At 67.5% G+C, this 11,325-nt stretch carries 11 protein-coding genes, 1 tRNA gene and 1 rRNA gene; 3 read left to right on the top strand and 10 right to left on the bottom strand.

Annotated elements, in window-relative coordinates; all coding sequences use genetic code 11:
• Positions 1 to 5: 5 nt before the first annotated feature.
• Positions 6 to 122, top strand: a 5S ribosomal RNA gene (gene rrf / locus KBZ33_RS14725).
• Between the two features lie 119 nt (positions 123 to 241).
• Here the strand turns inward: rrf and mtnC are convergent.
• The 3 genes from mtnC to KBZ33_RS14705 are packed head-to-tail and all read right to left on the bottom strand — an operon-like array spanning position 242 to position 2,727.
• Positions 242 to 1,597 carry an acireductone synthase gene (mtnC, locus tag KBZ33_RS21630; RefSeq protein WP_315859209.1) on the bottom strand — a complete coding sequence of 452 codons (1,356 nt, stop codon included), beginning with the start codon at positions 1,595 to 1,597 and terminating at the stop codon, positions 242 to 244.
• 45 nt (positions 1,598 to 1,642) lie between these two features.
• Entirely contained in the window at positions 1,643 to 2,491 is an 849-nt protein-coding gene (locus KBZ33_RS14710; RefSeq protein WP_254954305.1) for a DNA-formamidopyrimidine glycosylase, read from the bottom strand.
• A gap of 26 nt (positions 2,492 to 2,517) precedes the next feature.
• On the bottom strand, positions 2,518 to 2,727 hold the full coding sequence (locus KBZ33_RS14705) for a photosystem I reaction center subunit IV (protein WP_254954304.1): 210 nt from the start codon (positions 2,725 to 2,727) through the stop codon (positions 2,518 to 2,520).
• A 140-nt stretch (positions 2,728 to 2,867) separates the two neighbouring features.
• On the opposite strand from KBZ33_RS14705, the gene KBZ33_RS14700 reads away from it, so the two are divergent.
• Positions 2,868 to 3,899 carry a hypothetical protein gene (locus KBZ33_RS14700; protein ID WP_255011823.1) on the top strand — a complete coding sequence of 344 codons (1,032 nt, stop codon included), beginning with the start codon at positions 2,868 to 2,870 and terminating at the stop codon, positions 3,897 to 3,899.
• Positions 3,900 to 3,974: 75 nt separating this feature from the next.
• Positions 3,975 to 5,471, top strand: a complete 1,497-nt coding sequence (locus KBZ33_RS14695; protein ID WP_254954303.1) for an ATP-dependent DNA helicase RecQ — start codon at positions 3,975 to 3,977, stop codon at positions 5,469 to 5,471.
• Positions 5,472 to 5,492: 21 nt separating this feature from the next.
• Here the strand turns inward: KBZ33_RS14695 and KBZ33_RS14690 are convergent, their stop codons facing one another.
• From KBZ33_RS14690 to KBZ33_RS14660, 7 genes are all read right to left on the bottom strand, one after another.
• Positions 5,493 to 6,524: a LysM peptidoglycan-binding domain-containing protein gene (locus tag KBZ33_RS14690; RefSeq protein ID WP_254954302.1), complete on the bottom strand. Its 1,032-nt coding sequence runs from the start codon at positions 6,522 to 6,524 to the stop codon at positions 5,493 to 5,495.
• A gap of 85 nt (positions 6,525 to 6,609) precedes the next feature.
• Positions 6,610 to 7,965 carry an aldehyde dehydrogenase family protein gene (locus KBZ33_RS14685; protein ID WP_254954307.1) on the bottom strand — a complete coding sequence of 452 codons (1,356 nt, stop codon included), beginning with the start codon at positions 7,963 to 7,965 and terminating at the stop codon, positions 6,610 to 6,612.
• 105 nt (positions 7,966 to 8,070) lie between these two features.
• Positions 8,071 to 8,595 (bottom strand): hypothetical protein, encoded by a 525-nt coding sequence (locus tag KBZ33_RS14680; RefSeq protein WP_254954301.1) that lies wholly within the window; start codon positions 8,593 to 8,595, stop codon positions 8,071 to 8,073.
• Positions 8,596 to 8,744: 149 nt separating this feature from the next.
• On the bottom strand, positions 8,745 to 9,569 hold the full coding sequence (locus KBZ33_RS14675; protein ID WP_254954300.1) for an ATP-binding protein: 825 nt from the start codon (positions 9,567 to 9,569) through the stop codon (positions 8,745 to 8,747).
• Positions 9,557 to 10,525 carry a cache domain-containing protein gene (locus tag KBZ33_RS14670; RefSeq protein ID WP_254954299.1) on the bottom strand — a complete coding sequence of 323 codons (969 nt, stop codon included), beginning with the start codon at positions 10,523 to 10,525 and terminating at the stop codon, positions 9,557 to 9,559. The genes KBZ33_RS14675 and KBZ33_RS14670 overlap by 13 nt, the downstream gene beginning before the upstream one ends.
• Entirely contained in the window at positions 10,522 to 11,118 is a 597-nt protein-coding gene (locus KBZ33_RS14665; RefSeq protein ID WP_254954298.1) for a response regulator transcription factor, read from the bottom strand. Before KBZ33_RS14665 ends, KBZ33_RS14670 begins: the two co-directional genes overlap by 4 nt.
• A gap of 55 nt (positions 11,119 to 11,173) precedes the next feature.
• A tRNA-Ala gene (locus KBZ33_RS14660) sits at positions 11,174 to 11,245 on the bottom strand.
• Positions 11,246 to 11,325: the final 80 nt, after the last annotated feature.

Here is an 11,325-nt window from a genome sequence, read left to right as displayed (position 1 = left end):
CCTATCCTGGTGTCCATGGCGCTGTGGAACCACACCGATCCATCTCGAACTCGGTTGTGAAACGCAGCAGCGGCGACGATAGTTGGGGGGAAGCCCCCTGCGAAAATAGCTCGATGCCAGGTAAAAACTCCGCTCCACAGTTGCCGTCAGGCCATGTGTGAGCCAGCAGTTCTTTTCTGAGCTGTAGGAAAAGCCACCCGAGAGGGTGGCTTTTCTGTTGGCTGGCTGCAAGACATAAGATTCAGAGCACAATCTGATCCAGGCTTGTGATCGCCTCAAACGGACCGGGATCCTTGCTGGGATTCTCCTGGCGCACACTGAAGCGGGTGGCCATGCCGGCGGCCTGGGCGGCTTCCAGTTCGCTCCGGGAATCGCTCACAAAAAGAATCGACGCTGGTGCCATTCCCAGCTCCTTGGCAATGGTGCCGTAGCTGGCGGCTTCGCCTTTGGGGCCCGTGGCAGTGTCAAACCAATGACTGAACAAGCCTCTGAGATCACCGTCGGTGCTGTGCCCATAGAGCAGTTTCTGCGCTTTCACCGATCCGGAGGAATAGACAGCCAGCTGCAGCCCGTGGGATCGCCAGGCGCGCAGGGATCGGGCCACATCGTCAAACAACGGACACCGCAGGGTGCCGCTGGCATACCCCTGGTCCCAGATCAGCCCCTGCAGTTCCTTCAAGGCGGGAAGTTTGCGGTCGTGATCGATCAGCGACTGAAGGAAACGCACCCGCTCCCCATGGGTTGGCGCCCTTCGCGATGACACTGGATCGCCTGCTTCGTCTGCGGCCATGGCCCCATCAATGGCTTGGAGCAGCGGAGCAAGCGCAAGCTTGTGAGCTTCGCTGCGCAGAAAGCCATCCAGGCGCTCCCGGGCATAGGGGAAGAGCACCTGGCTCACGAAGGGCACCGGACAGGTGGTGCCTTCGATGTCGAGCAGGACAGCCCTGATCTCTTGCCTCTGGGGCTTCATCTGTCCCAGGCTCTCCAGGAGCAGGCGCCGCCATCGTTGCTCCAGCAGCCATTCGAGGATCTCCAGATGCCGACGCGCCTGGGCCAGATCGCTTCCCCAGGCGTAGAGGCCATGCCCGCCGATCAGCAGTCCCTGGGGAGCGCCTGCGAGCAGGGGGCCGGCGGTGGCGCTGAGCCGGGCCAGGTCCTGGTCATTGGCCAGCACCGGCAGCTTCACCCGGCTGCGGTGACTGCCGATACCCTCCAGCCCTTTGAGCATTTCCAGGTCCTGCAACAGCAAGGATCCCGACGGCTCCTGGTCCCCCAGGCACCAGTCGGAGAGCAAGGTGGCGGACTGGGAGTGGGTGTGCAGCACGGCGCCGGCCCCGGTGCGGGCTACGATCTCCAGATGCAACAGCGTTTCGGCGCTGGCCCGGCCTGCGCCCGCCACCACAGTCCCGCCAGCGTCCACCGTGATCAGTTCTTCCGGCAGAACGGACCCCTTGTCGACACCGCTGGGGGCCATCAGCAGGGTCAGGGGGGCACGGGCTAGGACGCAACTGAAGTTGCCTCCGGTGCCATCACACCACCCGCGGGCATGGAGGTCCGCCATGGTGCTGCTGAGCTGGTCGGCAAGGGCGCTGGTCACGCGGGTTGGAAAACAAGGGGATCGGTGGGGCCTGGACGCCGGTCTTCAGTTCTGGCAGCGGGGACACCAGTGGCTGCTGCGCCCCCCCAGCTTCTCGCGCAGGATCTCCGTGCCGCAACGGCGGCAGGGTGACCCGCTGCGTCGGTAGACCCAGGCCTGGCCGCCGTAATTGCCGTTGGTGCCCTGCAGGTCACGGAAATCGCTGAAGGTGGTGCCCCCGGCGCCGATGCTGGCTTCCAGGACATCCACGAGGGACGAGCGCAGCCGTTCCAGGTCGTTGCGCCCGAGACGGCCGCTGGGGGTCTGGGGCCGGATCCCCGCCGTGAACAGGGATTCATCGGCATAGATGTTGCCCACCCCCGCCACCAGCGATTGGTCGAGAAGGGCGTTCTTGATCGGTCGCCGCGAGCCCTTCAGGCGCTCCCGCAGGTAGGCGCCCGTGAAGTCCTCCCCGAAGGGTTCAGGGCCCAGACGCTGCAGTCCGGTCATCACGGCCCCGTCGGCGACCCCGGGCGGGATCCACCACATCTGGCCGAAGCTGCGGGTGTCGACGAAGCGCAACTCCTCGCCGGCCCCGTTCCAGACGCGCACCCGGGTGTGGGGGCAGGGGGGGCGCTCCTCGGCGAGCCAGAGGAACTGGCCGGTCATGCGCAGGTGCACACCCCAGCGACCGGCTGCGCCCCCGCCTGGAGTTTCGAGATCGGCCAGGAGGTATTTGCCGCGGCGGTGCCATTGGCCCACACGAAGGCCCCGAAGGGCCCTGCAGAAGGCGGCAGGGTCTTCGGGGCTGGCGATGGCACGGGCCCTGAGCACTTCGACGCCGTCGATCAGAAAACCGCGTGTCTGTTGCTCAAGGCCCCGTCGAACGGTTTCAACCTCCGGAAGCTCGGGCATGCCCGGATCGTAGGGCTGGCGAGGACTCAGGCCTTGACGAGTTCGCTCTCGGCGAAGTTGTTGGTGTTGATGCCGCCGTCGGAGCCGCTGTAGCCGTTGTAGTTCACCTTCTCGAAGCGAACGACCACGGGATAGCGGATGCCGGAGGTGTCAACCGACGCCACGGTTCCGACTTCGTTGAACCAGTAGGACTCCGGACGCTTGATCCGTACTTTGTCGCCGCGGGAGATGGCCATCGCTGGGCTGGAAGATCGGGTGGTCTGCGCAGCGACACTACCGGTGAACCGGAGCCGACGCCCAGGCGATGTCACGGTTCGTAGCCGGCCCCGTGGCAGCATCCCCCAACCCACCGCCGGCCCCGCCGATGGTTCCGTCCATGGCCTTACCCGAGGCCCCCCAGTTGAGCCTGGATCTGCCCGATCCGGAGAGCGACAGCCTCAGCACGATGGAGTTTCTGGCCCGGCTTGAAGAGGCCTGGGCCGTCTGCGACCGCTTCGATCTGCAAACCGAAATCTGGCGCGGCCGCATCCTGTGTTCGGTGCGTGACCGGGAACGGCGCGGCGGCGAGGGGCGTGGCACTGGCTTCCTGCAGTGGCTGCGGGAGCGGGAGATCAGCAAGACCCGCGCCTACACCCTGATCCAGCTGGCCGAGTCGGCCGATGGTCTGGTGGGCGAAGGCCTGCTGGAGGAGGGCAGCGTCAACAATTTCTCCAAGCGGGCCTTCCTGGAGACGGCCCAGGCCGATCACGAGGTCCAGCAGATGATCAGCGAGGCGGCCAACGAGGGCCAGCAGATCACCCGCAAGCAGGTGCGCCGCCTCACCGATGAGTTCACCGCCGCCACCAGCCCCCTGCTGCCGGAGGAGATCCGCCAGCGCACCGCCGATAACCTCCTGCCCCCCCGGGCCGTGGCGCCGCTGGTGCGGGAACTGGCCAAGCTGCCCGAGGAGCAGCAGAACGATCTGCGCCGTGTCCTGCGGGAAGAACCCGAGCTGGAGCGGGTTAAGGATGTGACCCTCACCGCCCGCTGGCTGAGCAAGGCGGCCGAGGCGGGGCTGGCGGTGCGGGCGTTCCAGCAGGGCAATCTCGACCTGGAGAAGGCCCTGCAGGAGGCCCAGCGCCTCGATGCCCTGGGCCTCCTGGCCGATGCTGTGGGCCAGGCCCAGGCCCTGGAGAGCGCCGTGCTCAAGCTGCACACCAGCTGGCGCCGGCTGGGGGGCCTGCAGGAGCGTCTCTGGGTGGAGAGCGGCAGCAGCACCCCCCACCTGCGGGAGCTGCTCACGGTGTTGCAGAGCCTCAGCGGCACCACCATCCGGGTCTCCCTGGGGGAACTGGCCGGTGGCAAGCGCGTCCGTCTTCAGCTGGTGGAGGAATCCCCCGACCAGCTGGACCCGCCACCACTGCCCTGACGCCTGCGGCCCTGAGCTGGCAGCCACCACATCTGGTGGGAGCTAGGGTCAGGCAGTATCAGCGCTGGAGTCAGCTTGGGGTCTGATCCCCTCGGCGAGAGCCTGCGGCGCCATTTCGGCTGGGAGAGCTTCCGGCCTGGGCAGCGGCCGGTGGTGGAGGCGTTGCTCTCTGGCCGCGACTGTCTGGCGGTGTTGCCCACCGGAGCGGGCAAGTCGCTCTGCTTCCAGCTCCCCGCCCTGGTGCGGGATGGCCTGGTGGTGGTGATTTCTCCCCTGGTGGCCCTGATGCAGGACCAGGTGAGTCAGCTCCAAGCCCGGGGCATTCCGGCGGCCTGCCTGCATCGGGGGCTGGAGCTGGGCGAGCGGCGCCAGCTGCAGCAGCGCCTGGCGGCCAACCGTCTGCGGCTGCTTTATCTGGCGCCCGAGAGGGTCCAGGCGGAGGCCACCCGCCAGTTGCTTGAGGAGGCCCTCGAATCCGGCCGGCTGGTGGCCCTGGCGGTGGACGAGGCCCATTGCATCAGCGCCTGGGGCCATGATTTCCGCCCCGACTACCGGCGGCTTGGGCAGCTGAGGGCGCTGTGCCCGGGCGTGCCGCTGGTGGCCCTGAGCGCCACCGCCGCGCCCCAGGTGCGGGCCGACATCATCCGCCTGCTGCAGCTGCGGCGGCCCCTGGTGCAGGTGCGCTCGGCCCGTCGCTCCAACCTCACGTACACCATGCGGCGGCGGCCGGCGGACCCCCTGGCCGAGGTGGTGGCGGCGATCGACCAGGCCAGTGGGGCGGTGCTCATCTATGCCCGCACGCGTCGCTCGGTGGAGCACTGGGCCGCGCGCCTGACGGCGGCCGGGGTGGAAGCGATCGCTTATCACGCCGGCATGGACCCCGAGAGCCGCCAGCTGGCCCTGCGCCATTTCCAGGAGCATCCCTCACCGGTGCTGGTGGCCACCGTCGCCTTCGGCATGGGAGTGGACCGGCCGGATGTGGGGCTGGTGCTGCACCTCGACCTGCCGGCCAGTGCCGAGGGCTATCTGCAGGAGTCGGGGCGGGCTGGCCGCGATGGCCAGCCCGCCCGTTGCCTGGTGCTCTTCGATCCCGCCGACCGCACCAGCCTCGGCTGGGCGATGCGCTCCGCCGGCCAGCAGCTGCCGCCGGATCAGCGGCTGCTGGAGCGCCACAGGCTCGAGCTGGCCCAGCAGCAACTGCGGCGCATCGAGGCGGTGGCCGAAGGCGAGGGGTGCCGGGAACAGGCCCTGCTGCTGGCGGTGGGCGAGCTCTCTCCCCCCTGTGGGCGTTGCGATAACTGCCTTTCGGCGCCATCGGCCAACGACTGGACCCACCAGGCCGCCGTGCTGCTCTCGGCTGTGGAGGAGCGCAGCGGCCGCGACCTGCGCAGCCTGGCCGAGGACCTGGCCGGTGGCCACGCCAGTGAGGAACCCTGCTGGGCCTGGCTGGCCCGCCGGCTGGTGCAGGAGGAGCTGATCAGCGAAAGCGACGATGGTGCCCAGCGCCTCTACCTGCGGCCGGTGGGCCGTAGCTACCTGAAGGACCCCTGGCCCCTGCGTTGGTCGGCCTGAGGGGAGACTTCAGGCCCCCCTTCAGCTGCCCCGCGACTTGCAGAGGTCGGCGACCAGTTGCTGCTCGAAATCGGCCTGGGGATCATCCCAGCTCTTCCACTGGCCCGCCTGGCTGGTGGCATTGAGCTTGCGGGCACTGCAGTTGACGGCCAGGTAAAGCGACTCCCCCTGGGAATTGAGGGTGGGCGCCACCATGCTGCCGCCCATGGGCTGCCAGTTGGCCCAGTCCACCTGCAGGGGGCCGTAGTTGCGCCAGTCGGGCTTGCCGGGGCTGGCCGTGGTGGCCGGCCGGGGGGCTGCCGCCACCACGGCAGGCTGGGGTTTCGCGGCCGGTGCGGGGGTGGCACGGGCGACGGTGGGGGCCGGCTGGCTGGTGGGAGTGGGTCGGGCCGCCGGCTTGGCCGCCGCCGGTGCTGGTTTGGCTGCTGGCTTGGTGGCAGGAGTGGGCTTAGCGGCAGCAGCGGGTCTGGCGGCCGGCTTCACGCTTGGGGCGGCAGCCGGTCTGAGCCGCAGGCGGGTGCCGGACTCGACGAAGTTGGGATTGCTGATGCGGTTGATCGCGATCAACTGCTGCATGGGGACGCCGTAGCCGTCAGCGATCTGCGACAGGCTTTCGCCGCTGCGGACCACATGCTCGGAGGCCTTGCGGTTGAAGCCGGAGGCTGGGCTGGCGCCGCGGGAGGAGGACGGCACCACCAGATTCTGGCCCGCTTCGATGTGGTCGGCCTTGCTGAGACCGTTGAGCTGCATCAGGCGGCTGACGGTGATGCCGTGGCGGTCGGCGATTTCGGAGAGCGTCTCCCCCGGGGCCACCGTGAGGTTGCCACCGGCCGTCCGGGGGCGAACGGCGCCGCCCGGCAGGGTCAGGGTCCGGCCTGCTTCGACCAGATCGGGATCGCTGATCCCATTCACCTTCATCAGCGTGGACACGCTCACCCTGTGGCGGGCCGCGATGTCGGAGAGGGTCTCACCGGGCTTGACGGTGACCTGGGCGGCCAGAGCCGGCAGCGGCAACACCATGGCTAGAGCCAAGACGAAGAGGGGGCGGCGCATGGGCACTAGGGAGAGCTGCGCGCACGTTAAGGTCCATCTCCCGGCCCGCCCAGCCCCCCCCCTGGCGATTCGCGGGTGCTGGACCTCAGCCCATCAGGCGCCGGATCAGGCCGAGCTTGCCGGCGTAGGGCGGGTAGCGGACCGGGGGATCGGGCCACAGCGGCCGGCTGAGCACGCTGCGCTGGTGGGAGAAAGTCAGGAAGCCGGCTTCCCCGTGGTAGGTCCCCATGCCGCTGGGGCCGATGCCGCCGAAGGGCAGGCTGGCCACCCCCCCCTGGACCACCACGTCGTTGACCACGACGCTGCCGGAACTGGTGCCCGCCAGCACCCGCTCCCGCTCCGCTGCGCCGCCGCCGAACAGGTAGAGGGCCAGGGGCTTGGGGTTTCGGCGCACCAAGGTCAGGGCCTCCTCCAGGCTGCCCACCGACAGCAACGGCAGGATCGGGGCGAAGAGCTCCTCCTGCATCAGCGGGTCGCTGTGGGGCTCGTCGACCGCCACCAGGGTGGGTTCGATCTTGCGATTGGCTGCATCGGAGCGACCGCCCAGAAGCACCTGGCCCCTGTCCCGGGCCTGGGCCAGAAGCCCTTCGAGGCGCTCGAAGCGCCCGGCGCCCACGATCTGACCCAGGTCAGGGCTGGCGAGGGGATCCTGGCCATAGAGCGCGTGCCTTTGCCCATGGAAGGCTGCCATCAGGGCGTCCCGCACCCCTGGCAGCACCAGCACATGGTTGGGGGCGAGGCAGGTCTGGCCGGCGTTGAGGCTGCGCCCCCACAGCAGCCGTCGGGCCGTGATGGCCGGATCCGCGCCGTCCAGCACGATCGCCGGGTTCTGGCCCCCCAGCTCCAGGGTGACGGGGGTGAGATGGCGGGCGGCGGCGGCCATCACCAGCCGCCCCACCCGCTCCCCACCGGTGTAAAGGATGTGGTCGAAGCGTTCCTGCTCCAGCAACCGACTGGCCACGGCCCCATCGCCGCAGATCACCTGGACCACCTCGGGGGGAAAGTGGCTGGCCAGCAGCTCGGCCAGCAGGGCCGCCGCCGCCGGGCTCTGCTCGGAGGGTTTGAGCACGGCGGTGTTGCCGGCGGCCAGGGCATGCACCAGGGGATGGAGGCAGAGATCGAAGGGGTAGTTCCAGGCGCCGATGATCAGAACGCAGCCCAGGGGCTCGGCCCGCACCGCCCCCTGGCCAGGCCAGGCCCACAGCGGCAGCGAGCGGCGGCGGGGACGCATCCAGCCGGCCAGATGGCGCCGGGTGTGGCGCAGCTCCTGGCGCAGGGCCGCCAGCTCGAAACTGGCCTCCACCTCGGGCCGGCCCAGATCGCTGGCAAGAGCCTCCACCATCCTTGGGGCCGCCGTCTCCAGCAGGCGATCGAGGCGCTGGAGCTGCTCAATCCGCCAGGCCAGGGGCCGGGTTTGGCCCGCGCTCACGGGAGCTCGCATCGCCGCAACCGGCGGGATCAGAAGCGGAGTGGTGGTTGGGGCGGAGGCCACGGCGCATGGGGCGAGTTCTGCCCAAGCTGGCAAATTGCTTGTTGCTTCGGCTGTTTAAAGCCAGGCCAGATCCGGCAGTTGCTGAGAAGCCAGCTGGTAGGCCTCGCGGATTTGGGCGATCAAGGCTTGCACTGCTGGCTCCTCAAGATTCTCCTGGAGCAGCACCACCGCATCGAGATTGGTGCTGCTGCAGCTGGCTTGGACTGGTTGGCCGCTGATCTGGATGGAATGACGCACCAGACCAATGGCTACAAGATCGCCGAAGGGAAAGGGTTGGCCGCTGTCTTCCCAGCCCGGGGGCAGGGCATCGAGGCCGTGGATCACGGCCAGATCCAGCACCCGCTCGCGCACCAGCGCCAGGGTGCGATCTTTCTCGTGGCAGGAGTGGGGCAGGGGTGAGCAACTGCCCATCGCTTGGAAAGCCGGGTCATTCCAGCAGTTGTCCTGCCACTGCAGCTGACATCGGCGAAAGCGCAGCACCTGGGCGGCTTGCCGCAGTGAGCCCCAAACGGCGTGGTTGGCATGGGCCCGGTATTGGCCTCTGTTTTTGCGGAAATCCAGCCCGAGCTTATCGTTCATGCAGCGGTGAAGGCGTGAGACGGAGCTTTGGTTGCAGTTGGTCAGGGACGCAACGAGCGAAGTGTTGGTAGTGATTTCCAGTAGATCCAGAATGGGCAATCCGTCTAACAGGATGTCACGCACTCTGATCTACCTCGAATGGCGAAACCCTATGGACCGGTGCCTGACCACCGTTCGCCACCTACCCCATATTGGGTAGGTGGCGGGTCCGGAGCGGCGGGAAAAATCAGTCGCCCTTCGGCGCCGCCCAGGTTGGATCGTCCGATGGCCAGGGAGCCCCGATGGTTGTCCATGGTGGTCTGCACCACATACAAGCCCAGGCCACTGCCATGGGCTTTGCTGGTTTCCAGGGGTGCCAGGGCCGTTTGCGGCGTCTGAAACCCCGGGCCGTTGTCGGCGACGCTGAGCACCACGGTGTCCCCTTCGCTTTGCAGCCGCACCGCAATGGTGGCGGGGTCGGCTGCAGCAGGGGCGGCAGTCTCCAGCGCTTCAAGGGCATTGCGCAGCAGATTAACCACGGCGATCTGGATCTGGGCCGCGTCCCCCAGCACCTCCAGGCTTTCCTCAAGTCCCTCGCGCTGCACTGTGATGGCTGCGGCCTTGAGACTCGGGCCTGCGTAGAGCAGGGCGCTGCGGGCCACGTTGGCCAGGTTGAGTCGCCGGTGGTGGGTCTGCACGTTGCGCAGCAGGGTGCGCATCTTTTCAATCGTTGTTACGACCTCAACGGCGTTGCTGGCGATCGCCTGGAGAGGCTCGTTCAGGTTGGCGGGCAGGGGAGCGTCTTGCTGGTCCAGCAGCAATTTGCTGTTCAGTAGCAAGGTGCTGAGGGGCAGGTTGATTTCGTGGGCAACGGCTGCGGCCTGCAGGCTGCTTTTGAGCTTGTCTTCCAGCACCAGCACGGTCTGGGCGTCCTTGAGTCGCTCCCGTTCGATGGCTTCAGCGAGTTGTCGCCGGGCCTGGGTCAGCCGCTCCACCAGGGCTCCGAACGCCTGGGAAACGGCCTCGATTTCTCTGGCGCTGCCCTTGGGCAGTCCGGCTTCAAACACAAGATTGGCGTCCCCCTGGCCCACCTGCTCGGCGGCGCTCTGGCAGCGCCGGCGCAGCAGCTCCAGCGGCGCCAGCAGCCAGTCGCTACGCGTTTGGTTTTGGGGCCCGTGCCTGTGCTGGTCAGGCCAGGCCGGGAGCTGGCCACGACCATGCCGTTTCTTTCCACGATCAGGGCGAAGCCGTTTCTGTCTTTCCAGACTTCCGCAAGCCAGGTATTGAGCTGGCTGAGTACGAAGTCGACGCCGATGACGCCGAGCAGTTGGCGCCCAGGGCCGTAGAGGGGTTGATTGAAGGCAATTGCCAGCACCTCGGGCTTGTCTTCCCACTGGTAGATCGAGCTCCAGGTGGCCTGGCCGGCCCTCACCGTCTCGACATACCAGGCTTCCTCGTGGGTGTCGCTCATGCCTGGAATTGACTCCAGCAGGGCGCCCCGTTGTCCCTTCGCTCCCATGGCGTAGACGCCCATCGTGCCCTTGCCGAGCGGGCTGGCGAACGCGTCTTCGTTGATCACAAAGGCGCCGCTGTCGAGCCTTTCCACCCCGAGGAATTCCCCTCGAACGCTGCCGTAGTTGATGTAGCCCACGGGGAAGAGCTGCATCTGACTCCAGAAGCGCTGCCCCATGGCGTCGAAGTCGTTTAAGGAGAGCTGGCCCTGCTGGATGGCGAGCACGTTGAGGCTGTTGATCAGCTGCGGTGCCGCGAGGCGGCCAGAAAGCTGCTCAGACAGGTCGGTGATGGCGTCTTGCTGGCGGTAGGCCTCGGCCAGGCCTAAGCCACCGCGTTGGCCGCTGAAATAGGCCAAGCTGCCCACCGCCCCACTCACCAGCAGCAACTGCAGACTCGTCGCCCAGACGATTCGGTTGCGCAGTCCGCTGCCCCTCATGGCACCGGGCCCAGATCCAGGGCTGCCCGGCGCACCAGTTCTGCGCCGCTGCAGTGGAGGCTGCGGGCAATGGCCTTGCGGTGGGTTTCCACCGTGGCCAGTGCAAGTCCAGTGCTGCCGGCGATGGCCTTGTTGATGAGGCCCTGGCCAATCAGGTTGAAAATCTGCCGCTGGCGTGGGGTGAGCCTGGTCACCTCCCCGTTCGGTTCTACGCCATGTTGCCTCTGATGCAGCAGAGCGGCCTCGATCACACCCCGCAGGGTTTCGCAGGTGGAGGTTCTATCCACCATTCCCACCAGCATCGCTTCGAGGTCTTCCGGGCACACAAAGCTGCTGGCCTGGGCTGAGAGCACCAGTGCCTTCGCCTCGGGTTGGAGCAGCCGCAGGAAGCGGGCCACCCCCAGGCCATCGCCGTCGGGCAGGGCCAGATCGAGGATCAGGGCATCTGGGCGGAGTTTGCGACAGGCTTCAAATCCATCGTGGCAATTCGTGGCCGTACCCACCACCTCCAATCCCGCCACGCCCTGCAGCATTTTGCAAAGCAGCTGCAGGAACATGACTTGGTCCTCCACGATCAGGCAGCGAAGGGTCAACCAGATGCAGCAGGTAAGCCATTTTGCTTGAGGAGCAGTGCCAGTTCCACTTTTTAGCCCTTGACGAGGCTTGAGCTCGTGACCTCTCCCTTGCCAAGGGAGTGCCCTACCGCTGAGCCACCTGGGCATGGACCAGGGGATGGAGGCAGGGATCGAAGGGGTCGTTCCAGGCGCCGATGATCAGAGCGCAGCCCAGGGGCTCGCCCC

Source organism: Cyanobium sp. Cruz-8D1 (assembly GCF_024345975.1).
Classification (GTDB): Bacteria; Cyanobacteriota; Cyanobacteriia; order PCC-6307; family Cyanobiaceae; genus Cyanobium.
The sequence above is the reverse complement of the archived record's forward strand: the minus strand, read 5'-3'. Positions and strand labels throughout refer to the sequence as shown.